Raw genomic sequence first — 23,211 nt, 5'->3', positions numbered from 1 at the left:
GCGTGCCGTACGACGCGGCCCACGCGGGCGAGCGGCACCAAGGGGGTGGCACATGGCCGAAGGCGTTCGCCTCAGAGTTCCTCCTCGATGCGAATGACCCGCTCGAGGTCGTCCTGAGCCTTGTGGGACGTGCCCTCGCGCTGTTCCAGGAGGGCGGCAGCGATGCTGTCGAGCTTGCGCTGGACGGCGCTCTCGGCACGCATCTCGGAGTTCTTCAGGAGGGCCAGCAGGAGGAGGGTGACTGCGGTCATGATGTCCCCGACCAGGATCTGCGTGGCGAGCGAGGCTCCGGCGGCGTGGACGGCGATGAACAGCGCGACCAGGGCGAGGCAGAGACCGTAGAACAGTGGCGAGGCGGTGAGGTGGGACGCCGCCTGGGCCAGTCGCTCGAAGCGGCCCCGCCCGTCCCGGGACCGCTCGGCGGGATGTTGCATCGTCATGACCTGCGCCTGTCCCAGCGCCGTCGGTACAAACCGGCCACGGTCGCACCGGTGCCGACCGCGGGGCGCCGAACAGTGAGCCCGCCCCGTCGGACCCCCTCAATAAGGCCGCGATCAACCGCCCGGTCGGACCCCACTTCGTGGGCGACTTCCCTCCCCGCCCACTGCGGACGAATCCACTCAAACCACCTCGGACCACTTCGGGCCTCCGTCAGTCGCCGTTCTCCCAGCGGCAGCCGCCACGACCGACCGCCACAGGCCCCCTCCACGCCCCCCTCGCGCACCACCGACAGCGGCCACTCGAACTGCCTCACCGCAGTCCGGTGAACGCCCCGCCCACAACACCCCGGCCGTCAACACCCAGCCCTCAACACCTCACCCCATGGAGAAGAAGAGCCGGGGTCACGGTCTTTTGCATGACGCTTTGCCCGCAGTTCTTCATTCCTGACGAATCGCCCGCAGCAGTGTTCGAGCCCGGATTCTTCGGCGGCGAAAGCTCTGCCGGGAACACCATCCGCGCCCGGGCCGGCCCGGAAACAGAACGGCCCAACCGCCGGTTTCGGATTCTCCCATTCCGGGGACGGTGTCCGATCATCGCTGTGTTTGCCCCCTGCGCCACGCCGGCGCGCGACGCGACAGCCGAGGGAGACCATGGGTTGGAAAGTCACACGTCGGGCGGCCATGTCAGCTGCGGTCGCGGGAGTGATCGCCGCATTCCTGGGAGCTCCCCCACCGGCCGACGCCGGAACGCGGACCGGGACCACGACGCCGTTCGAGACTGCGAAGCAGGTCAGCTCGCAGACACCACAACCACCCCGCCTCCCGCGAGATTTCCGCGGGAAGGGAAAGTGGGTGGTCCGGGATCTGGGTATCACGGTCCCGTTCACGTGGGAGGGAAAGAACGGCGACAGTCAAATGGTCGCGGGAGGACCGGAGTACCCGATCTGGTTCACGAACCTGATCTATCGCAACACGCTCTACACCCTTACCTATAAGTGGCCCGGTCTGAACGAACATCCCTGCTCACGGATCCCGGGCTTCAGTCTGGAAACGCTGAACGAGGGGTTCAAGAACGCGCGGTTCGTCGGGAAGGAGATCCTGCAGCGGAATCCGCAGCGGCAGGTGAATCACTGGAGGGTGGGCGTCGTCCTGCCGAAGCTACCTCCCGGAAAGTTCCTGCGTTTCCCACTCGCGCTCGGCGATATCTACGTCGATCAACAGAATCGCGGCACGTTCTGGCAGGTGCTGCAGTTCGGTGTCCAGAATCTCTACGACCCCGAGTTGGACGAGTGGCTGGTCATGGATTCGTTCGAGCACAGGCCCGGAAGGGTCACGCTTCCGCAGCGGTGCCAGCCGCCGGGGTGATTGAGCGCCGGCGTCACGCAGGCAGCGGGCGGCCTTGAGGAGTTGGGAGCCTCCACGCCGTTTTCGGCCTGGTGGCGAGGCCGGGGACCCGAAGGGCGGCTGGAATCGGTCTCGGCGCACGCGGCCGCGAGGGTCAGCAGGCCCGGCATCCGGCGCGCGGCCGAGCGCCTTACTCCGGCAGCACACCGGGCAGGGCCTCGGCCGGCACTGCGTACACGGTCGCCGGGGCGCCGGTCCGGGCAGCCAGCCAGGCGGAGGGCTTCCGTGATCCGCTTGAGCTCGAGTCCGTCGACGCCGGTCGGCTCGGCGATGTCCCGGCCCAGTTGGGCGGCGTGCAGTTCGCCGCGGCCGGCGAGGATCAGCAGCGCGTCGGCTGCCGCGATCCGCTCTGCCACGGAACCGCAGCACCCGCTCGGTCGGCGCCTCGACGGTCACACCCTCATCCGTTCCACGGATCCAGGAACGAATCCGTCCGCAATATGCGGAAGGCTGAACCCATGACCGACCAGACCTGGAACCTCCACCTCCGAAACCGGCCGCTCGCCTGCCACCGGACCAACGGGCTGCGCCGGCACGCCGAACGTCCTCCGGCAGCGCCCGTGCTGCACATCCACCGCGAGCAGACCCACCATCCGGCCGAGGCGTGCCTGCCCCTCGACCACCACCGGCACACCCACCAGCAGACCCGGCAGGAGGCGAGCTGACATGGCCCGCGACATCCAGATCACTTTCGACTGCGCCGACCCGGCCGGGTTGTCCGCGTTCTGGGCCGAGGCGCTCGGCTACCAACTGCAGGATCCGCCCGAGGGCTTCGAGTCGTGGGAGCAGGCCCTCGATGCGATGGGCGTGCCGCCCGAGAAGCGCAACGACGCCTCAGCGGTGGTCGACCCCGAAGGCTCCGGGCCGCGGCTGTTCTTCCAGCGGGTGCCCGAGGGCAAGCAGGCCAAGAACCGCGTGCACCTCGATGTGCGAGGCGCCCCCGGGCTCGAGGGCGACGCGCGGATGGCCGCCCTGGAGGCGGAAGCCGAGCGGCTCGTCTCCCGCGGCGCCACCTGGCTCCAGCGCCACGAGCCCGCTCCCCCGCTCGGCGCCGGTCACATCGTGATGGCCGACCCCGAGGGAAACGAGTTCTGCCTCGACTGATCAGCCGCACGGCGGCGCCGGCGACATCAGCGCGGTCCGGACCGGGTTTCCCAGACGGTCCGGACCGGTTTCCCTCGCCCTCCGGACCGGGCTTCCCCGGGCCACGGGTGCTCAGGGGGTGGTGACGCGGCGGCCGCGACCATCCCCGCGGCCGGACACCACATTGCACGCACCGCACCCTTCTCTGGTCCGCACGGCGATCCAACGATGCCTAGCAGGCATGCGGCACTGTGCGGTCGCCTCCCGGAACGTGAAGGAACTCGTGGGCTCCACGCAGTCGCGTGCACACGCGGCTCTGTGTGGCGCGGCCGTCGAGGCGGACGTCGAGGGCCCCGGGCAGTAGGGAGTCGGCTCGCCGCCGGGCGGGCAGTCGAGAGACATCGAGCCCGTCGCGTTGGGCGATGAGAACGCCGAGGTCGTGACGGCTGATGGCATCCGCTCCGGCGAGGTGGAACATCCCCGCCTCGTCGGACATGGCGAGTTCTCGCAATGCGGCGGCCAGGTCTTCGACATGCACCGGGCAACGGATGACGTCGGTGAACAGACCACCGTCGTGCGGGTCTGCAGCCAGGGCGTGGACCATACGCTCGTGCACGGATCGGCCGTGCCCGATGATCAATGAGGTGCGTACGACGGCAGCGGCGGGCTCCAGGAGCCGTACAGCGGTCTCGGCGGCGGCCTTTGCCGCGCCGTACGGGGTCACCGGGTCAGGCAGGCAGGTCTCGTCGTATTGGATCCGGGAACCGGAGAACACCGCGTCGCTGGAGACATGGACCAGACGACAACCGTATTTGGTCGCGGCCATCGCCGCGCGGATCGAACCGTCAGCGGTGACCGCCCAGTCGCTCATTCCGCTGGTTGCGTTGATGACAGCGACGGGGGCGATCGCGGCCAGCATCTCGTCGATGTGCCCCGGGACGCGCAGCTCGAGCCGGTGCCACGAGGCTCCGGCAATGTTGCCGGGACGGGAGCGGTATGTCGCAGCCGTCTCCCAGCCCACAGCCACCGCCTGGCGCACCAGTTCGGTCCCCAGGAACCCGCTGCCGCCCATGATCAGGATCTTCATGGCGCCCTACTGTATGGACCCCGGTTCGGCTCGGGCACCGCTTGGCCGAGCATCAGCGAAGCACGGTCGGCACCGACCGCGACCATCCGCGCGGCCGGACTCCATCTCAGGCACCGAAAGAAACCGCCTAGCGGTCCTCCAGCGCGCTCCGGCTCTGCCGCCACGTCGCTCCCAGGGTGCCCAGCAGGGCGAGTCTGTCGGCGCTCCGGCTTCCCGGTTCCGCGTGGTAGATCACGACTTGCCGGCCCGGCGTGCCCCGTACGTCGAAGGACTGGAAGTCCAGCGACAGACGGCCCACGTCGGGGTGGAGCAGTTCCTTGGCGCCATGGGTCTTGCCCCGGACGGTGTGGGAGCGCCACAGTCCGTTGAACTCCTCGCTCTCCCCGGTCAGTTCCTCTACGAGCTCGTTCAGGAGCCGGTGGTCCGGGTGCAGGCCGGTGGACTCCCGCAGCGCTGCCACCGTCGAGCGCGCCGCGTCCTCCCAGCGGGAGTGGAAGCCGCGCGCCGCCGGATCGAGAAACGTCATACGGGCGAGGTTGTCCGCCCGCCGGAAGGGCGAGAACAGCGCGGTGGCCAGGTCGTTGGCCGTCAGGATCTCCAGGGCCGGGTCGAGGACGAAGGCCGGGGTGTGCACCCAACTGTCCAGAAGGCGCCGCAGATCGGGGCTCACCGTCTCCGTCGGGCCGGACCGTGCGCCGTGGTCCGGGACGGCTCCCGCGAGCCGGAACAAATGGGCGCGGGTTTCCTCGTCCAGCCTCAGCGCCCTGCTGATCGCTTCGAGCATCTGGGGGGACGGGCGGCGCTCGCGTCCCTGCTCCAGGCGGGCGTAGTAGTCGGTGTTCATGCCGGCCAGGACGGCGACCTCCTCGCGCCGAAGCCCCGGCACGCGGCGTCGGCCGTACGAGGCGAGCCCGGCGTCGTCGGGGCGTACGCGCGCACGGTGGGCCCGCAGGAAATCTCCGAGATCGTTGCCGGTCATGCCCTCCAGACTAAGGATCTCCGCACGGGCGTGCCTGGGTGTGTGACGTCCGGTCTCATCCCGTCCTGGTCGCTCGTCCGCGTCCGCCGCAGACTCCTCCGGTGTAGCCCAGGACGACTGGTGCGGTGAGGTGTTCGCCCCGCGGCGTTGCAACTCCCGTATCCCACACGGAGGTTGAGGACCATGAGCAAGGCTGTGCTGATCACGGGTGCGAGCAGTGGCATCGGGGAGGCGACCGCCCGCCGTCTGGCCGGGGACGGGCATCGCGTCATGCTCGGGGCGCGTCGTACGGACCGGCTGGAACGTCTCGTGCGGGACATCGGCGAGCTGGGCGGCACGGCTGCGTTCCGGCGCCTGGACGTCACGGACGCCGCCGATGTACGCGCCTTCGTCGCGGCGGCGCGGGCCGAGTTCGGGCGGGTCGACGTCCTGGTGAACAACGCGGGGGTGATGCCGCTGTCGCCGCTGGCGGCGCTGCGGACGGACGAGTGGGACCGCATGATCGACGTGAATGTGCGCGGTGTGCTCCACGGCCTGGCCGCCGCGCTGCCCGTGATGCGCGAACAGGGCAGCGGGCACATCGTCACCATCGCCTCCGTCGGCGCCCACGAGGTCTCCCCCACGGCCGCCGTCTACTGCGCCACCAAGTTCGCGGTGCGCGCCATCTCCGAGGGGCTGCGGCAGGAGTCCGACGGGACGCTCCGCGTCAGCGTGGTCTCCCCGGGGGTGACGGAGTCCGAACTCGCCGAATCGATCGGGGACCCGGAGGCTCGCCGCGCCATGCAGGCGTACCGCTCGGTTGCCCTTCCCGCCTCGGCGATCGCGGATGCCGTCGCCTACGCGGTCTCCCAGCCGCCCGAGGTCGATGTGAACGAGGTCGTCGTGCGCCCGGCCGCGAGCGCGCAGTAGCCCGTTCGCCCGTTCCGTCCACTGAGCAGCGGCCGCGGAACCGGGCCCGGGACCCGGCCCGCGCCCGCGCCCACGCTGAGAAGACCCCGTGCGGCGCGCGGGAAGACCGCGTGCAGCGTGCGGGGCGGCTGTCGCCGTCCCTGGGCAGGCGCCGCCCTCGGGGCCCGCGCGCACCACCGAGCCGGCGACGCCCTGCCGCGGAACTCCCTGGCCGGCACGTTCAGGCCGCCGGGTCGGCCACGTCGCACGCCGTGGCGCGGGGGGTGCGCAGGCCGGTGACGGCGGGGCGGACGGGCTCGTCCCGCAGTGGCCGGACACGGGCGTGCCGCGGTGGAGCCTCGCCCTCCCGCTCCTCCTGCTCCCCCCGCTCCGCGTCCCGGAGTTGGGTGTCGATACGGCGCTCGCGCCACGCGCCCAGGAGCGCCGGGAAAGTGACGGCGAGTGCGAGCGCGAGGACCAGGCCGGTCTCGATGACGAAGGTGCGTGTGATGTCGTCCATGTCCACACCCTCGCCCGTCCGTCACCACGACAGCAGTGGCAGGACTGTCGCCATACCTCGAATTACTGCCATGATGGGTGGGTGCTGACGAATGTGGCCGTGGCGCTCACCCACGGGGTCAACGCCTTCGAGCTCGGCGTGATCGCCGAGGTCTTCGGCATGGACCGCAGCGAGCAGGGACTGCCGGTCCTCGACTTCGCGATGGTCGCCGCCGAGCCCGCCCCCGTACGGGCCAGGCCGGGCTTCACCATCCACACCCCGCACGGGCTCGAACGCCTCGCCGCGGCCGATCTGATCGCCGTACCCGCGGGCGAGAACTACACAGAGCGCGACTTCCCGGACGAGCTGCTGGAGGCGCTCCGGGCGGCCGTGGACCGCGGTGCATGGGTGCTCAGCGTGTGCTCGGGCGCCTTCGTGCTGGCGGCGGCAGGATTGCTGGACGGGCGGCGCTGCACGACGCACTGGCTCCACAGCGACGACCTGGCGCGGCGGTATCCCACGGCACGACTCGAACCCGGCGTCCTCTACGTGGAGGACGGGCCGGTGATCACCTCGGCCGGCACGGCGGCCGGGATCGACGCCTGCCTGCATCTCGTACGGCGGGAGCTGGGCAGCAAGGCGGCCAACGCGATCGCCCGGCGCATGGTGGTACCGCCCCACCGCGAGGGCGGGCAGGCCCAGTTCATCGACCACCCGATGCCGCGCGACCACAGCGACGACGCCATCGGCCGGTCTCTGCAGTGGATGGAGGAGCATCTGCACGAGGAGATCACGATCGAACAGCTCGCGGCCCGTGCGCATCTGTCGCCCCGTACGTTCGCGCGCCGCTTCCGGCAGGAGACGGGGACGACGCCGTACCAGTGGATGCTGGGGCAGCGGCTGCTCCTGGCCCAGCATTTGCTGGAGGACACGGAGCTCACGGTGGACGGGGTGGCGGCGCGGGCCGGGTTCGGCAACGCGGCTGCTCTGCGGCACCAGTTCCTGCGGCGGCTGGGGACCACGCCGCACACCTATCGGCGCACGTTCTGCGGACCGCAGGAGCTGCTGGCCGCCCAGGCGGAGCGCTAGGAGAGACTCCGGGCGGTCTCGATCGCCGAGCGGGCGGGGCCCGGCGACACCGCGCCCTCGGTGGGGAGCCTCGACGGGCGCGGAGCCTCGACGACGGCGGGAATCGGCGTCGACGTCACGGCTGTTCCTGTTCCTGTTCCACCGCGCGCAACCCCTGGACCAGCAGACGCAGGCCGAACTCGAAGTGGCCGGTGAAATCGGTGCTGGTGAGGGTGGGCAGGCTCGCCGTCAGGTGCGGGAAGCTGCCTGATGCCACGGCCCGGCGCAGCCGTTCGGGGTCCGCGGAATCCTCGTTCCCCGGCTGAACGGCGGCCTGTTCCTCCAGGGTGTGGCCGACGGTGAAACCGGCCACGGTCATCAGGGCGCGGGCCGCGCCCTCGTCGCCGAAGCCGGCCTCGCGCAGCACACCGGTGACGGCTTCGGCGAAGCCGAGTGTGTTCACCCCGGTCGAGTGGGTTCCGGCGAAGACCCGGGCACCGTCGCGCCGGGCGAGCAGAGCGGTGCGCAAGTCCCGGGCCAGATCGGCCAGTTGCTCGCTCCAGTCACGGGCCGCCCCTTCCCCCGGCCCGTCCCCCGCCGCGGCCGGGACGCCGGCGAGCATCCGCTCCGCCATCGCGGTGAGCAGCTCCTGCTTGGTGGCGAAGTGCCGGTACAGCGCACCCGCCTGCACACCCAGGGCATCGGCCAGGCGCCGCATGGTCAGCGCGTCGAGGCCGGACTCGTCCAGCAGCCGCAGTGCCGTCTCGACGGTGCCCGGCCGGTCCAGCCGCGCCGGGCGGCCTCGTGCGCGAGTTGACGGGGAGCTCATGGATCCCAATATAGTGAACAACGTTCCTGTGAACGTTGTTCACTAATTCATGTGAACCCATGATGAGGAGGCATCTCTGGTGAACACCGACGTCATCGTCGTCGGCGCCGGCCCGACCGGCCTGATGCTCGCGTGCGAACTGGCACTGGCAGGCGTTCGGACCCGCGTCGTGGAGCGCCGCACCGCGCCGCAGCGCAACTCCCGCGCACTGACACTGCATCCGCGCAGCGTGGAACTGATGGATCTGCGGGGCCTCGCACCCCGCTTCCTCTCCCGCGGCACGACCAGACCCGGATGGCACTACGCGGGACTCGGCACCGAGCTGGACTTCGCCGCGCTGGACAGCCGGCACGGTTACACGCTCTTCCTGCCGCAGGCCCTCACCGAGGCGCTGCTGGAGGAGCGGGCGCGCGAACTCGGCGTGGAGATCAGCCGGGGGCACGAGAGCGTCGGGCTGACGCAGGACGCCGGCGGCGTCACAGTGGAAGTGCGCGGGCCCGGCGGCGACTTCGCGACCGTACGCGCCCGGTACGCGGTCGGATGCGACGGCGGGCGGAGCTCCGTACGGCATGAGGCGGGGATCGGCTTCCCCGGCACCGAAGAGACCCTGACCGGGATGCTCGGGGACTTCGCGGTCGTCCGTACGGATCCGGCCGGGCTCGCCGCGGCTCGCGAACACGGCGTGCTCGTCGTACCGCTCAAGGACGGGCTGACCCGCATCGTCTGCATGGACCCGGAGCGGATGCGGGTGCCGTCCGGTGAGCCGGTGACCCTGGAGGAGTTCCGTACCTCGCTGACCCGGATCTGCGGCTCCGACTACGGGATCGCCGAGCCGCGCTGGCTGTCGCGCTTCGGCAACGCCACCCGGCTCGCAGCCGCCTACCGCTCCGGTCGCGTCCTGCTGGCGGGCGACGCCGCCCACATCCACTTCCCGGCCGCGGGCCAGGGCCTCAACACCGGGCTCCAGGACGCGATGAACCTGGGCTGGAAGCTCGCCGCCGTCATCAACGGCTGGGCGCCGCCCGAACTTCTCGACACCTACGACGCCGAGCGCCGCCCGGTCGGCCGTGCCGTCACCGAGAACACCGAGGTCCAGACACTGCTCACGGAACTGACGCTCGTCCCCGCGTACGAGCGCCCCGGGTCCGCCCTGCGCAGCCTCCTCGACGAGCTGCTGGGCATGAAGGAGGTCAACCGCCATCTCGCCGGGCAGGTCTCCGCCCTGAGCACGGCCTATCCTCCCGCCATCGCCGCCGACCCCCTCGTCGGGCGGCGCATGCCCGACATCGGGCTGACCGCCGCCGGTTCGGACGCGATACGGGCGTACGAGCTGTTCCACGGCGGACGCTTCGTGCTCCTGGACCTCTCCGGGGATCCGGACCTGCCGGCGAGCGTCACCGCCGGGTGGGGGTCGCGCGTCACCGCTGCCACCCTGACCGTGCACGACGGGCATCCCGACCTCGACGGGGTGACCGAGGTGCTCGTTCGACCCGACGGGCACATCGCCTGGGCCACTCGCAGCACCGACCGCAGCACCGACGAGAACACCCGGCGCAGCGAACGTGCCGACGCCCTGTCCGCCTGGGCCGGGGCCCCTTCGGAAGGGAACAGCTCATGACCGTGACCCGCATCAATCCCCCCGGCCTGCTCAACCCGGCCGACCACATCGGTCAGGTCGTCAGGGCCGCCTCCGTGGGGTGAGCGGGGCCGGACCGGCCCGGGCACCGACGAGTGTCCGGGCCGCCCCGGCGCGTCGCCCCGACCGGCCGCTCAACTCACGGACCTGCGTGACGGTCATACTCGGCAGGGCGAAACGGGATGGCCGCGCGAGGCCGGTCGCGTACGCGACCGCGCCCGGCAGCCACCGGCTCGCACAGCTCGCACAGCAAGGAGTGGGGTACGTGCCCTGGGAGACCCCCGACGAGGAGATCGTGCGCCTCGCGGCCGAACGCCACGACTACAGCGTGGAGTTGAGCGAGACCGCCGCATCCGACACCGCCCGGCGCGCGCACCTGCGCGATTGGACGGAACGGCGTACGGCCCGGATCCGCGAACTGCACGACCGCAGGCCGCTGGGCATCCGGGCGGAGATCACCGTCGGCGCGGGCGCCTGCGTCTCCGCGGGAGCGGCCTGGCTGCCCGGATTGTGGTGGGGAACCGCTCCCCTCAGCCTGGTCGCCCTCGGTCTCGCCCAGGCAGCCCGGCCCGGCGCGCCGGCCATGCGGGCCCGTCGGTTCGTCCGCCGGCTGACACGCCGCCCGCACCCCGACGAGGCGTTCGCCGACACCTCCGGCGAGGAGGTCCGCTACGCCCCGCCCTCCTCGCCCCCCGTCCCCTCCTCCCCTTCGCCGGGGGGACCGGTCGGTCTCCTCGACAGCACTGGGCACGCCCGGGCGGGCAGCGCGGCGCAAAGGGAAGCCACGGGGTTCGACCGGCGCCGGGCCATCGAAGCCGAGCACGACGCGGTGCGCGAGGCGTACGGCAGCTACGTGATCGATGCCCTCGCCGTCCTGGACCGCCCCGCCCTCGACGACGTCACCGTGCCGCGGACCGCCGACTTCCTGCGCGCCATGGACGCGGCCGAGGACGCCCGTCGCGGCGGAGACCTCGACGCCTACCGTGCGGCCGTGAGCACCCTGAAATTGGCGTGGCGAGCCGCCGACGAGCACGCCCGCCGTACGGGCACGGGGCATCTGTCGCCCAGGGAGAGCGGCGCCGTCACCAAGGCCCGCGCGCTGCTGGAGCGAGCCGTCGACGGCGGAGGCGGAGAGCACGAGCGTCGCGCCGCCTACGCCAAGGCGCGCGAACTCCTCGACGGCGTCCTCGTCCTCCCGCGGCAGGCCGTCGCCCGGCTCGAAACCGAGCACCGGCTCTCCCTGCCCTGACGGACCCGGCTGCCCAGGCCGTAGGAGCCACGCTCACCCTGACCGTGGAAGCCACGCCCACCGGGCCCCGGAGCGAGAGAGACGGCCCACCAGTGTCCAGGCTTCAGGGGGTCCGGGCTTCAGGACGTCCCGGCTTCAGGACCGGTCGCCGAAAGGGTGCCCTACTCACGGTGCCGGGTACGAGCCCTCGGGCCGGCGATGGACCAGGTCCACGGTGTTTCTCCAGCGACATCAACTGCCGCACCCTTCCGCATGCCCTGAGTGCCGGATGACGTACGCGCCGTAACGCCGTGCGCGCGGGCGGCGTCCGGCTTCTCTCGGGGACGTCACGGCCGTTCGCCGGTTCTCGCACCGGGCTCACCTGGTTCCGGCGCCCGCACGGGCTCACCTGGTTCCGGCGCCCGCACCGCCGTGCCACGATCCTCGCGGTCCCCCATTGCTCACCCGTCCTGCACGCCCCACCCGTCACAAGCGCTCCGCCACGTGGCGGAGTCCGGACCGTGCAACGCCGACGACTCGGGCGGAGTCGCGCGGCCGCGGCTCGACGGGCCGCTCCGCATCGGCATCCGTGAAGCGCGTACGCGGCCGGATGCCCTCCGTGCACGCACCGCTCCCACCTGCGCGGAGGCCCGGCCGGGCCGGCGAGGAAGCCCGGGTTGCGCAGCCGGGGACGTCGGACCGGGGCGCCCGACATCTGGCCAGTTGGCGGATATAAAGCGCGCGGCGGAAATCCCAATCTGGGACGCGCCGCTCAACGAACTCGGGGCGACGAGATGGAGGTTCGCGGCACAAATTCACGACCGTCTGGATCTGCTGAAGAAATGGACGGATTCCAAACCGTGCCACGTTCTCGAAATCCACGACCTGCAAGGACCAGCGATCATTTCCACCACCGCCCGGATATCCACGGCGACCGGGCCACGGGCTCATCGGGCCGCACCAGCGACTCCGTCGTCGCCGGGCACTTCGCGCGAAGGAAGGCGTCTTCGCCGGTGCCCGCTCCCGTGGCATCCAGTGCCGAATATCGTGAATATTCCACGCCCGCCGAGGTCTCGACGGGACGGTCCGCTTATGGCCACAGTAGGAAGCACTCGACCTCTCCACGGTGAGAGCGAGATCGATCGGCAGCCGTACGGAGAGGAGTTCATCGGGAGAACCCGCAGACGGAACCGTAGGAACCGTGGTCCGCAGTACGGCGCGCACGGGGCTTCCCGGCTACCGAGCCGCACCCGTGGACACCATTGCCCGCACGGCGGGCACCGCAGACATCGCAGGCACCGGGACAGTCGCAGGCACCGAGGTCGGCTCGCAGGCCCGTCGTCCCCCATGGCCCCGGGAGGAAGTAGCGTATGAGCACGTCACGTTACGGCGGGCCGGGCCAGGCGACACGCAAGCTGACCATCCTGCCCGGCAGCCCTCTCGCGCCCTCCACTGCCCGTAAGTTCGTCCGGTCCTCACTGGCGGACTGGGCCGGTCTCTCTCCCGCGAACGCCCATCTCACGGGTCAGCTGACCGACGACGCGGTGCTCCTGGTCAGCGAACTCGTCACCAACGCCGTCATGCACGCGGGGACCATGGTGGAGTTGCGCCTCCACCTGGAGGGGCCGGAGGAGGACGCCCGCGCCTACAAGTGCCCGGCCGCCCTGGTCGTGGAGGTCTGCGACCGCGCCCCCAACTGGACGGCGGCCGACCATCAGCACGCTCCCGGTGAGCACGGCCGGGGTCTGCGCATCGTGGGAACGGTGGCCGAGAACTGGGGAGTCACCTACGGACACGAAATGAAGACCGTGTGGTTCCGGCTCGCGGTCCCCGCACCCGACGCCCTGGAGATCCCGCCCCTCACGCAACCCGATGTGACCCTGCCGCATCCGGAGCTGCCCACGGCCGTCTTCGTCCCCCGGCAGTCCACGGGCCACGAGCACATGCCTCCCCGGACGACCGTGGAACGCTGGTCCTTCCTCGCCGAGGCATCGGACCTGCTCGCGGGGCAGTTCGACGAGGACAAGCTGGCGTCACTCGCGGCACTCCTGCTCGTACCGCGGCTCGCCGACTGGTGCGCCATCTGGATCGACACACCGGCGGGCTCCGGGGCCGCCCCCCGCCTCGCCCGGGTGTGGCACGTCAGCGAGAGCCGCATCGGTGAACTGCGGGCCTCGCTGGAGATGAACGCCGCCGAACTCGTACGGGCAGGAGTGCAGTGGCCGGTCCCTGTGCCGTGGCCGTCCCTGGAGCCCTCACCCCTCAGTGCCGGCACCGGCGCCGCCGGCGGTGCGGCACTGGCCTGCCGTCTGACCGACGGCGGACAGCAGGTGGGCACGCTCGTCCTGGGGCGCCAGGGCGTGGCGAAGATGCCCGACGAAGTGACGGCCCTGGTCGGGGACTTCGCGCGGCGCTTCGCCAAGGCGCTCATGGGCGCTCGGGACTACACCCGCCAGATGGTCACCAGCACCGTGCTGCAACGCGGCCTGCTCCCCACCAGTCTCGCCTCGGTGCCCGGGGTGGACACGCACGTCGTGTACGAACCGGCGGGCGAAGGCGCGTGGGCGGGCGGCGACTTCTACGACCTCTTCCGCGCGGGCGACGGACGGTGGTGCTTCGTCCTCGGCGACGTCTGCGGCAACGGGCCCGAGGCAGCCGTCGTCACCGGACTCGTCAGGCCGCTGCTCAAGGCACTGGCACAGGAGGGGTACGGCGTGGCGCGAGTGCTCAACCGGCTCAACGGCATGCTCGTCGACGAGGCGCGGGCGGTGGAGGCCGCCGCGGCAGCCGTCGTCGCCGCGGGCCACCTCACGCCGGAGGCCGACGAGCCGTCCCGGTTCCTGTCGCTGCTCTTCGGCGAACTGGCCCTCACCGGGGACGGCAACCGCATCCGGTGCACGCTCGCCAGCGCCGGACACCCCCTCCCGCTCCTGCTCAAGCCCGACGGACAGGTACGGCACGCGGCGGAGCCGCAGGTGCTGCTGGGGGTCGTGGACAACACGACGTACCAGCGGCAGAGCTTCGAGTTCGAGCGCGGGGACACGCTCCTGTGCGTGACGGACGGCGTGACCGAGCGCCGCTCGGGACGCCATCTGTTCGATGACCACGACGGCTTGGCGAAGGTGCTGAGCACCTGCGCCGGGCTGAGGGCGGCCGGGGTCGCCGAGCGTGTCCGGCGAGCGGTGCACGCCTTCGGCGACGCTCCGCCCAGCGACGATCTGGCGCTGCTGGTGCTTCAGGCGCAGTGAGGCCGCCGGTGTCCGGACGCCGGCGGCCGGTTGTTGCCGGTCGGGAAGCCGGGGGCCGGTTGTTGCCGGTCGGGAAGCCGGCGGCCGGTTGTTGCCGGTCGGCTGTTGTCGGGCCGTTCGGCACCTTCGCGGGCGCCGCCGCCTGCCGCGTGGGGGCGCGGGCGGCGGCACCGCGTGCCGTCTTACGTGTCGCCGTCCTGTGTGCCGTACGGCTCAGGAGGAAACGGGGGCCGGGGCGGGGGTCGGGACCTGAGGCTCGGGCTCCTCCGTCGCCTGTGCCTCCCGCGCATAGCGCCTCAGGGCATCCTCCAGATCGCTGACGATCGGGCGGAAGAACTCCCTGCGCGCGCTGTCATCGGTCATGGTGCTGACCGCGAAGTTCGTCGCTCCGAAGCCCGCAAGCAGTGCCGCGCAACGCAGCAACGCCTGCGAGGCGCCGGGAATCATCGACGGCTCCGGCTTCTCCCCCACCCATGTCTCCACCGTGACCGGATCCACGGCGATCATGCCGAGGACCGTGAAGAAGGCGAAGACGGCCACGCCGACGACGGTGGCCTGGACGAGCTGACGAGTGGCCAGCACGGTCAGGACGTTCCGTGTCTGACGCCGCGTGAGCGTCACCTCGTCCACGGCATCGAGTTCGTCCCGCAGGTGACTGGCGCTGGCGGCCGTGGTCACCAGGGCGAACAGGCACATGACAAGCACAGTCCGCCCCCATGTGATGTGGGCGCCGAGTTGCCACATCTCGCCCGCGAAGAAGGCGAGGAAGGTGACGAAGAGCATGGTCGGCAGAGCGCGACCGTGCAGGCGGCCGGAGTTCCCGAGATCCCGCCAGGACTGCCTGAAGGCGATCCGGACCAGGGCGACAACGCCGAGTTGCACACCGGCGTAGCAGAGGAAGAGCCACACGAAGGCGCCGAGCGTGCAGGTGATCACAGCCAAGATCAAGATCTCGGACGGGAGAAACCCATCACCCTTGTCCTCGCTTGCCCAGCTCGGGTCATCCAGGTAGGAGAGCGCCACCAATGTCCCGGGAAGAGCAAGGAAGACGATCGTGATCAGGAGTGCCGCCCACCGGGGAAGAGTCCACCGGCGCCTTCTCAACCTGCCGCACAATCCCCACACGATCGCGGATACGCCCGCAGCGGGGAGGACCCCGCCCACATCTCCCACTGCGCCTTCGGGCGTGTACCCATACACCAATGCGAAAACCGGAAGGAAGGTCAGAGCCGGCAACATCCGCGGCAGCACATGAGTGCGTATGCTCCATCCAGGCACCAGTTGCGGCAATCCACTACGTATCAGGAATCGCTCGACGGCGAGCCTGTCCCTTCTGCTGTTCATGCGCGGCATTAGAGCACAAGCCCGTATGCGAGAAGCGGGGGCACACCCCGGGTACGGCGCGTGGCGGAAAGTTGAGTAGCGATTACTCCTGACGCTACGGGCATCTCTCCCTAAAATTCCGGAAGAATGGCCGAGCAGGCGCCAATGCGCCATGGGCTTTCGGTTCTTGTGCGCTCCGCTGGTCGCGACGGTTCGCGCAGCGTGAGGGTCCGGTTCGTGTCGACGCCGAACAAGGAGAAACCGGAACTCGTGAATCCCGTACCGAGGTCGCGCGCGCGAAATCTCCTGCTCGCGGGCGCCGTTGCCGGCTGCATGCTGACGGGAGGGACGGCATGCAGCAGCACCGGAATCGAGCCCGACACCGGATCCGCGGGAAGCGGCCGGTCCGGGGAGCTCACGCCGGTCGAGAAACGGCAGAGGGACCTCGTCGGATCTGTGCTGGCGGATCCCGATCCCGACGCGGTCTTTCCCGATGCCGAGCACCTCGGTTCGATGGTCGGCGCGAAGCGGGAGGGGCCGCTGCGCGCCGCGTTTCCCAGCGATCTGCGACCCGGCCAGGCCGTGAAGGTCGCCGTGGCCTGTACGGGCGGCGGTCAGGTGACGCTCAGCGTGGACTCCGGCGGCGGCCCGAAGTCGACCAAGGTGTCCTGCCAGCGGGACGACGCGGCCTGGCCGCAACCGTTCTTCTTCTCGCTCGGCGAACGTGACGTCATCGTCGGCATCACCGGGCACGGCACACGGGGCGCCATGGGGTTCATCGCCCACGGACTCGCCATGGACACCGGGAAGGCGCGCGACTCCATGCTGGCCAACCGTGCGCTGCGCACCCTCCCGGACCAGGACAAGGGTCCTGGCCTCGGTACGTCCTGGGGCAGCCTGCGAGACGGGCCCGGCGCCTCGGAGGTCGGTGTGCGGCAGGGGCAGCGGATCAACGTCCGGGCCGCCTGCGTGGGCAGCGGGTCCATCAAGATCGCGGCCGTATCGGGCAAGGCCAAGGCGTCGGAGCGTGTGCGCTGTTCCGGCAACGAAGCCGGTACGGCGGGCTTCCGGCTGACGACCGCCGACTCCGATCTGCGGGTGCACATCACCCGTGGCAAGGGCGCCTCGGGCGGCGCGGCCTACAGCATCCACCGGGAGAGCTGATCCGCCGGGGTCCGGAGGAAAATTCCCGCGCGGCGGCCGGGACGCCGCCTCATACTGAACGACATTTGCCGTGCGGGTGGCCCATGGCTCCACCTGTGATTCGACTGGGACGGTAGGGCGTCATGAGCGAGATGTGGATCGGCGAGAAAGTGCGCCTGCGCGGTGTCGAGCGGCAGGACTGGGAAGGCTTCCGCGAGTTGGCGCAGAACACCGTCGACGCCCGCAATGCCGATCTGGTGGAACCGCCGCGCTCGGACGAGAGTTTCCGGTCCTGGACGGCGGAATGTGCCGTCCGCACCCCGGAGAGCAGATCGTTCCGGCTCGTCATCGAATCGCATGCCGACGCCACATTCGCGGGCGCACTGACCGTCGGTGAGTCCGACCCCCGGGCGGGGCGGTTCAAGATGGGAATCGAGATCGTCCGCTCTCAGCGCGGGCAGGGTTTCGCGGCCGAAGCGACCACGATGATCCTCACCTACATGTTCGCCGAGCAGCGCTACAACAAATGCGAGGTCGAGGTCTACGCGTTCAACGACGCCTCACTCGCGCTCTACCACAAGCTGGGCTTCGTGGAAGAGGGCAGGCTCCGTCAGCACGAATTCTTCGCGGGCCGCTACCACGACTGCGTGCTGCTCGGGATCACCGCGGCCGAGCACTGGGCGACGCACCGGCATCCGTCGCTGCACTGAACTCCCGGGCGCTCAAGGGATGTTGGGCGGTCACCGGTTTCCGACCGACAGCCCGGTCGCGGGGCCGGCCGAGCGATGAACCGTCTCGTGGTCCAAGCCGCGCCTATGAGTCGTGCTGAGTTGAGTAATGGGAGGGGAGAACGCGTCCCGACCGTCTGTTGTCTCCTGAAGGTGAGCGACGTCCCGTGCGTTTCGAGCCGGGTCTTGCGGCGGCGATACACGAGAGGGAAAGACACGTTGACACAGGATCGGTCCGACTCGTTTGCATCCGTTCGATCCCGCGGCCAGCCCCCTCTTCCCGGCGCTGGAGCCTCTCTGGCTTCCGGCATTTCCCCGGCCGTGGGCGAGGGGCCGGGGCTTCCCTACCATCGGCTTGCTCGTACGAGTGTCCGGTACCGCTGGTGGCGCCCCCTGGTAGGGACTGGTGTCGCGCTGTTCGGCACACTCCTGATGATCCTCGTCACGAAGACGGGCGCCCACGTCGCGGGAGACCTGCTGAACCGTCCCGAGGAATCCGACGGATCTCCCACATGGGGCGTGGTTGGCGATGCGGCTGTAGGGCTCCTGGGTTTCGGCCTCATCATTCCGGTTGTGCTTCTGACCACCCGCTGGGTCGGCCGGCGCCCGGCGGGCACGGTGTCATCGGTGTCCGGGCGGGTGAGGTGGCGTTGGCTGATGGTGTGCCTCGCCGTGGCGCTGCCCGTGTCCGTGGGGACACTGATCATGATGGCCACATTGGCCAGCGACACGGGCGGCACGAACGATGTGGAGATGGCCAGTCCGTCCGTTTTCCTGCTCGGCCTTGCGATGGCTTGGATTCTGGTGCCCTTCCAGGCTGCGGGTGAGGAGTACATGTACCGGGGGTGGCTGCTGCAGGCTGCTGGATCCTGGCTTCGGTCGCCGTGGATCGCGATGGTTCCGCAAGCCCTCCTCTTCGCCGCCTCGCACGGATGGGGAACGCCCTGGGGCTTCATCGATCTCACGGTGTTCGGTCTGGTCACGGCATTCCTCGCGATACGTACGGGTGGGATCGAAGCCGGTATCGCATTGCACGTCTTCAACAACGTGCTGGCCATGAGCATCGCCGCTCTGAGCGCTGACGGACTCGTCCCGAAAGAGACCGCCGCCGATATGGGCTGGCTGAAGTTGGCCGCAGACGGGCCGATGGTGGTGCTGTACGCGTTGTTCGTGCTCTGGCTTTTCCGGCGGCGTGATCTCGACAGGGTGCGCATGCCCGCCGGCTGACTACATGTCACGCAATCCTGCGGCGCGGTCGGCTGCTGGAGCGTGGTGCCCCGTCGGCCGGCTGCGGTGCAGTGGTCCGACTCCTTGTGTTGAAAAATCTGGAGGGTCAAGACGTGAGTAACCGGGACGCCGAGACGGGCGCTGAGAGCATGAAGCAGAAGCAGTCGCCGGCAGAGGGGGCATGGGAGTTCTTGTGGGGATCTCCTGGCCTGTTCCTGTTCGTGTCAATGGTGCTGTTCATCATGCGGCGTAGTGAGAAGCAGGTGGAGGTGGCATGGAATCTCTATCTTGTTGCCTGGGCTCCCCTTGTCGTGATGGGCATAGTGAGTCTGTTGTTGCGGAAGAAGCCTCACATGTCCAGTCTCAAGGTCACTCTGGTGCTGCTCGTGGTGCTGGGGGCGTTCAATCTGCTGGTGCATCGGGACAGCTTCCCGTATTAGCAGGGTCTGTCGGTCCGATGGTGTAAGCGGGGTTGTCGCTCGCCCGGCATCGGGGCGTTCTGAGTGTGTCGACCAGGGTCCGTCTTCAAACGGATCTTGCCCAAAGCAGGAACGAGGGCAGGCAGACCGCTGCTTCAAAGGAGGTGGCGGTCTTGTTGTATCGGGTCGCAATGCCGCGAAAGCCCTTGAGGCGGTTCAAGCAGCGCTCGACGGTGTTGCGTTGACGGTAGATCTGTCGGTCGAGTCCTGGTGGCCTGCCACCGCGACGGCCACGGTTGTACCGGTGCCGTCGCTGGTCCGGCATCATCGCGCGCCGGTAGCGCACCGAACTCGTGCTGCCACGGCGCACGATCTGCTGCAGCCGCTGCCCTTCCTGGTCGGTCGGTCTGCGCACACGGACAGGCTCAGGCACCGCGCCTCCAGCGGACGGACGGACGTCACCGCACATCCAACTGCCAGCACCACCAACCCGGCGAACCTACGCGGTCACAGCACTAGCCGCGCATGACCTCCGGTTCGTGCCGGCGCAGCAGCCGGGCGACGGCGAAGCCGCAGATCATCCCGATCGCCAGCAGCACGCCGAGGTCGATACCCCACTGGGTCACGGTGTGGGCCCACAACGGGTCGACGTCGTCCGGCTTGTCCAGGCTCCAGGGCGGCATGGTGTGCGCGAGGTCGAGTGTGGTCCCTGCGCCGGCGACGGCCCAGCGGGCGGGCATCAGCCAGCCGACCTGTTCGATGCCCGGAGAGTCGAACAGCTTGAAGAGGACGCCGGTGAAGACGACTTGGATGACCGCGAACATCACCAGCAGCGGCATGGTCTTCTCCGGGGTCCTCACCAGCGCGGAGATGACCAGGCCGAACATCATGGAGGTGAAGCCGAGCGCGCTGATCACCACGCAGACCTCGACGGCCGTGGGCATGACCAGCCCCTGGGCGGGCAGTTCGCGGACGGAGAAGCCGATCGCGCAGATGACGGCGCCCTGCACCGCGGTGATCAGACCGAGGACGATCACCTTGGACATCAGGTACGCGGAACGGGACAGACCTGTGGCTCTTTCCCGTTCGTAGATCACACGTTCCTTGATCAATTCTCGTACGGAGTTGGCCGCGCCGGAGAAGCACATGCCGACGACGAGGACCAGCAGAATGGTTCCGGACTCCTGGTTGTAGCGGAAGCCGCTGTCGGGCGGTGGCGGCACGAGTCCGTACTTGGCCGGAACCAGACAGCTCACCCCGCCCAGCACGGCCGGGAGCAGCAGCATCAGGGCCAGGAAGCCCTTGTCGGAAGCGATGACCGACACATAGCGGCGGACCAGGGTCCACAACTGGCCGATCCAGCGCTGCGGTCGGGGCGGCAGGGCCTGCGGGGGCGGCTGCGACGGACGGGTGCCCGGCTCCTGCGGCGGTACGGCCGAGTCGATCTCCGCCGCGCAGAACTCGTACTGCCGGGAATTCCGCCAGCGCCCGCCCCAGTCCTCGTCGCGATGGTTCTCGAAGGCGGAGAAGACATCGGCCCACGTCTCGTGGCCGAAGAACTCCAGTGCCTCGTCCGGTGGCCCGAAGTACGCCACGGAGCCGCCGGGAGCCATCACCAACAGACGGTCGCAGAGGGACAGTTCGGCGACGGAGTGCGTGACGACCAGGACGGTGCGCCCGTCGTCGGCGAGTCCTCGCAGCAGCTGCATGACGTCGCGGTCCATGCCCGGGTCCAGGCCGGAGGTGGGCTCGTCGAGGAAGATCAGTGACGGCTTGGTCAGCAGTTCCAGGGCGACGGAGACCCGCTTGCGCTGGCCGCCCGAGAGCTTGGCGATCTTCTTGTCGCGGTGGATGTCGAGTTTGAGCTCCTGGAGCACCTCGTCGATACGGGCCTTGCGCTCGGCCGCCCTGGTGTCGCCGGGGAAGCGGAGTCTGGCGGCGTACTTCAGGGCGGTGTCGACGGTCAGTTCCTTGTGCAGGATGTCGTCCTGCGGGACCAGTCCGATACGGCGCCGCAACTCGGCGAACTGGGTGTAGAGGTCGCGGTTGTCGTAGAGGACGTCTCCGCGGTCGGCGGGCCGGTAGCCGGTGAGCGCGCGCAGGAGAGTGGACTTCCCGGAGCCCGACGGGCCGACCACCGCGACCAGCGACTTCTCCGGGACACCGAAGGAGACGTCGTCCAGAATGGTCTTCCCGCGTCCGACGGTCACCGTCAAGTTCCGGGCGGCGAAGGAGACTTCACCGGTGTCGACGTACTCCTCCAGCCGGTCCCCGGCGAGGCGGAAGGTGGAGTGCCCTACGCCGACGATGTCGTACGGGCCGATGATCCGGCGGTGCACCGGCTGCCCGTTGACATAGGTGCCGTTGTGGCTGCCGAGGTCGACGATCTCGAAGCGACCGTCGGGCATGGGCCGGAACTCCGCGTGGCGGCGGGAGACATACGGCCCCTCCACCACGAGTTCGTTGTCCTGCCCACGACCGATGCGCAGCCGCCGCCCCAGGACGAGAGGGTGGACTCCCGAGGGGTCGCGGTCGATGGAGAGGGCGGCGGCAGCTCCGCGGGGCGGGGCGGCGTCCCGGGCGTCGCGCGCCCCGGTGGGAGCGCCGGAACCGAAGCCAGCGGCGGAACCGGGGCCACCGGCGGGGCGGGGGGCGGTGTGCTGGGGAGTGGTGTGCTGGGGAGTGGTGTGCTGAGGGGTGGTGTGTGGGGTGGCGGTTTGCCGGGGGGCGGCGGGCCGGAACAGGCCGTCGCCAGAGGCGGCCTCGCGCTCGGGCCCCGCTTCCGGCGCCGCCCCGGGCCTCGGCTCCGGAAGCGATCGCGGCCGCGGGCTGGAGGCCGGTGCTGGGGCCGGATCCGTCGTCCGTGCAGGCATGGGTGCTGCTGCGGCCGGTGCGGTCGTCCCTGCAGTCGCCGGTGCAGTGTCCGGGGCCGCTGCCCCGGAGCCCGCCGCGCCTGACGGCCCTCCCGCAACTGCTGGCCCCGCCGGGCTCGTTGGGGCCGCCGGAGCGTCCTCGGCCCGGGGGGCCGACGCTCCCGGATGCGCGGCGGGGGTCGCCGACGTACCGCGCCCCGTGGCAGATCGGGCCTCCGGGCCGGCTTCGGCCGGGTGCGCCGCCGCGCGGCTCTGCGCGGCAGCCCGCGCATGATCGCCGCTCGCCGACACGTCCTCGGTGAAGTCCAGACGCATGCCGCTGGCCACGTTCCCCAGCCGGACGATCGACCCGTGGCCGATCTCGACCCGCTGGATACGACGCCCCTCCGCAAATGTGCCGTTCGCGCTGCCGAGGTCCTCGATGACCCACGTTCCGCCGTCGCAGCGGATCGTGACGTGCCGCCGGGACACCCGGCGGTCGATGCACGAGATGTCGGCCTGCTGGTCGCGCCCGACGGTGTAGCTCCGGGACGCGTCCAAGGTCCAGGTGCGTCCGTTGGCGTGCAGTACAAGTTCCGGCACTTCTGCCCCAAGTCGGTCGTGTGCACCGAGGTCGCCTGCGTGAGGACAGGCGATGCTCGGACGGCTCCTGCTGTTCCGGCGTGCGCTCGGGCATTCCGGGTGCACGGGCGTCAGCGGCGTGCGGCCCGCGGCAACAGACCGCCACCGCCCCGTAGTCGACCCGGCACATCGGCGGGCCGAGTACTAGCCGGCGAGGGCCGGAACGTCGTCGGTCGGTGTCCGGGGCGCGATAGGTGCCACCTGCGGCGGGGGCGCATAGGGGAAGGTCCGGATTCGCAGACGCATGGTGAGCCGATTCCCTTGAACTGAGCTGTTATTTTCCCGACGAACGTAACGGCCCGCACGCCGACGGTCGATGAGCAATTCATACTCAGGAGACAGGAGTTGAGTCGCGCTACCATGCCCGGCTCATGGTGCGGCGAAATGCACCGCAGCGCACTGCCGTTCCGTCGGTCGCGTATCCGTGGCCCCGCCGTGACACCTCTGTCGACGCATTCCGTCCCGCTCTCGCGGTGACCTCTCCGTGA

General features: G+C 70.1%; 20 protein-coding genes and 1 pseudogene. 12 read left to right on the top strand and 9 right to left on the bottom strand.

From position 1 onward, the window contains the following. Window positions 1-71: 71 nt before the first annotated feature. Complete coding sequence (locus tag ACGFNH_RS26185) at window positions 72-440, bottom strand: low affinity iron permease family protein (protein ID WP_393657689.1); 369 nt, start codon at window positions 438-440, stop codon at window positions 72-74. Window positions 441-1,142: 702 nt separating this feature from the next. Between ACGFNH_RS26185 and ACGFNH_RS26180 the strand changes: the two genes are divergently transcribed. From ACGFNH_RS26180 to ACGFNH_RS26170, 3 genes are all read left to right on the top strand, one after another. Further along, window positions 1,143-1,805 carry a hypothetical protein gene (locus ACGFNH_RS26180; RefSeq protein WP_393657687.1) on the top strand — a complete coding sequence of 221 codons (663 nt, stop codon included), beginning with the start codon at window positions 1,143-1,145 and terminating at the stop codon, window positions 1,803-1,805. Between the two features lie 497 nt (window positions 1,806-2,302). Further along, entirely contained in the window at window positions 2,303-2,509 is a 207-nt protein-coding gene (locus tag ACGFNH_RS26175) for a hypothetical protein (RefSeq protein WP_393657686.1), read from the top strand. A 1-nt stretch (window position 2,510) separates the two neighbouring features. Beyond that, window positions 2,511-2,948 carry a VOC family protein gene (locus tag ACGFNH_RS26170; protein ID WP_393657684.1) on the top strand — a complete coding sequence of 146 codons (438 nt, stop codon included), beginning with the start codon at window positions 2,511-2,513 and terminating at the stop codon, window positions 2,946-2,948. Between the two features lie 211 nt (window positions 2,949-3,159). Here ACGFNH_RS26170 and ACGFNH_RS26165 read toward each other — a convergent pair whose 3' ends face one another. Both ACGFNH_RS26165 and ACGFNH_RS26160 read right to left on the bottom strand, forming a co-directional pair. Continuing rightward, on the bottom strand, window positions 3,160-4,014 hold the full coding sequence (locus ACGFNH_RS26165) for an SDR family oxidoreductase (protein WP_393657682.1): 855 nt from the start codon (window positions 4,012-4,014) through the stop codon (window positions 3,160-3,162). Window positions 4,015-4,141: 127 nt separating this feature from the next. Next, a complete protein-coding gene (locus ACGFNH_RS26160; RefSeq protein WP_393657680.1) occupies window positions 4,142-4,993 on the bottom strand; it encodes a helix-turn-helix transcriptional regulator in 852 nt (283 codons plus the stop codon). Window positions 4,994-5,176: 183 nt separating this feature from the next. Here ACGFNH_RS26160 and ACGFNH_RS26155 point away from each other — a divergent pair, with 183 nt between their 5' ends. Beyond that, window positions 5,177-5,902 carry an SDR family oxidoreductase gene (locus tag ACGFNH_RS26155; protein ID WP_393657678.1) on the top strand — a complete coding sequence of 242 codons (726 nt, stop codon included), beginning with the start codon at window positions 5,177-5,179 and terminating at the stop codon, window positions 5,900-5,902. A 220-nt stretch (window positions 5,903-6,122) separates the two neighbouring features. On the opposite strand, the gene ACGFNH_RS26150 is transcribed toward ACGFNH_RS26155, so the two are convergent. Then, window positions 6,123-6,401: a hypothetical protein gene (locus ACGFNH_RS26150; RefSeq protein ID WP_393657676.1), complete on the bottom strand. Its 279-nt coding sequence runs from the start codon at window positions 6,399-6,401 to the stop codon at window positions 6,123-6,125. A gap of 81 nt (window positions 6,402-6,482) precedes the next feature. Here ACGFNH_RS26150 and ACGFNH_RS26145 point away from each other — a divergent pair, with 81 nt between their 5' ends. Next, window positions 6,483-7,469: a GlxA family transcriptional regulator gene (locus ACGFNH_RS26145; RefSeq protein WP_393657674.1), complete on the top strand. Its 987-nt coding sequence runs from the start codon at window positions 6,483-6,485 to the stop codon at window positions 7,467-7,469. Here the strand turns inward: ACGFNH_RS26145 and ACGFNH_RS26140 are convergent. Together ACGFNH_RS26140 and ACGFNH_RS26135 are read right to left on the bottom strand one after the other, a co-directional pair. After that, window positions 7,466-7,588 (bottom strand): hypothetical protein, encoded by a 123-nt coding sequence (locus tag ACGFNH_RS26140; RefSeq protein WP_393657672.1) that lies wholly within the window; start codon window positions 7,586-7,588, stop codon window positions 7,466-7,468. The two genes, ACGFNH_RS26145 and ACGFNH_RS26140, sit on opposite strands and share 4 nt — an antisense overlap. Next, window positions 7,585-8,277, bottom strand: coding sequence for a TetR/AcrR family transcriptional regulator (locus ACGFNH_RS26135; RefSeq protein WP_393657670.1), 693 nt, complete (start codon window positions 8,275-8,277; stop codon window positions 7,585-7,587). Before ACGFNH_RS26135 ends, ACGFNH_RS26140 begins: the two co-directional genes overlap by 4 nt. 79 nt (window positions 8,278-8,356) lie before the next feature. Between ACGFNH_RS26135 and ACGFNH_RS26130 the strand changes: the two genes are divergently transcribed. The 3 genes from ACGFNH_RS26130 (at window position 8,357) to ACGFNH_RS26120 (ending at window position 14,389) form a co-directional block, all read left to right on the top strand. Next, on the top strand, window positions 8,357-9,895 hold the full coding sequence (locus ACGFNH_RS26130; protein WP_393657668.1) for a monooxygenase: 1,539 nt from the start codon (window positions 8,357-8,359) through the stop codon (window positions 9,893-9,895). Between the two features lie 283 nt (window positions 9,896-10,178). Continuing rightward, the gene (locus tag ACGFNH_RS26125; RefSeq protein WP_393657666.1) at window positions 10,179-11,162 is read left to right on the top strand and encodes a DUF2786 domain-containing protein; all 984 of its coding nucleotides are present in this window, start codon (window positions 10,179-10,181) and stop codon (window positions 11,160-11,162) included. A 1,349-nt stretch (window positions 11,163-12,511) separates the two neighbouring features. Continuing rightward, a complete protein-coding gene (locus ACGFNH_RS26120; protein WP_393657664.1) occupies window positions 12,512-14,389 on the top strand; it encodes a SpoIIE family protein phosphatase in 1,878 nt (625 codons plus the stop codon). Window positions 14,390-14,602: 213 nt separating this feature from the next. On the opposite strand, the gene ACGFNH_RS26115 is transcribed toward ACGFNH_RS26120, so the two are convergent. After that, the gene (locus tag ACGFNH_RS26115) at window positions 14,603-15,337 is read right to left on the bottom strand and encodes a hypothetical protein (RefSeq protein ID WP_393657662.1); all 735 of its coding nucleotides are present in this window, start codon (window positions 15,335-15,337) and stop codon (window positions 14,603-14,605) included. A gap of 612 nt (window positions 15,338-15,949) precedes the next feature. Here ACGFNH_RS26115 and ACGFNH_RS26110 point away from each other — a divergent pair. From ACGFNH_RS26110 to ACGFNH_RS26095, 4 genes are all read left to right on the top strand, one after another. Next, on the top strand, window positions 15,950-16,876 hold the full coding sequence (locus tag ACGFNH_RS26110; protein WP_393657660.1) for a hypothetical protein: 927 nt from the start codon (window positions 15,950-15,952) through the stop codon (window positions 16,874-16,876). 122 nt (window positions 16,877-16,998) lie between these two features. Continuing rightward, complete coding sequence (locus ACGFNH_RS26105; protein ID WP_393657658.1) at window positions 16,999-17,565, top strand: GNAT family N-acetyltransferase; 567 nt, start codon at window positions 16,999-17,001, stop codon at window positions 17,563-17,565. A 450-nt stretch (window positions 17,566-18,015) separates the two neighbouring features. After that, window positions 18,016-18,810, top strand: coding sequence for a CPBP family intramembrane glutamic endopeptidase (locus ACGFNH_RS26100; protein ID WP_393657656.1), 795 nt, complete (start codon window positions 18,016-18,018; stop codon window positions 18,808-18,810). A 149-nt stretch (window positions 18,811-18,959) separates the two neighbouring features. Continuing rightward, window positions 18,960-19,250, top strand: a complete 291-nt coding sequence (locus ACGFNH_RS26095) for a hypothetical protein (RefSeq protein WP_393657654.1) — start codon at window positions 18,960-18,962, stop codon at window positions 19,248-19,250. Window positions 19,251-19,551: 301 nt separating this feature from the next. Here the strand turns inward: ACGFNH_RS26095 and ACGFNH_RS26090 are convergent. Then, window positions 19,552-19,662: pseudogene (locus ACGFNH_RS26090) on the bottom strand (IS630 family transposase); the annotation flags it as partial. 82 nt (window positions 19,663-19,744) lie between these two features. Beyond that, entirely contained in the window at window positions 19,745-22,684 is a 2,940-nt protein-coding gene (locus ACGFNH_RS26085; protein ID WP_393657652.1) for an FHA domain-containing protein, read from the bottom strand. Between the last annotated feature and the right edge of the window lie 527 nt (window positions 22,685-23,211).

The sequence above is a fragment of the Streptomyces sp. NPDC048639 genome (assembly GCF_043199075.1).
Classification (GTDB): domain Bacteria; phylum Actinomycetota; class Actinomycetes; order Streptomycetales; family Streptomycetaceae; genus Streptomyces.
The sequence above is the reverse complement of the archived record's forward strand: the minus strand, read 5'-3'. Positions and strand labels throughout refer to the sequence as shown.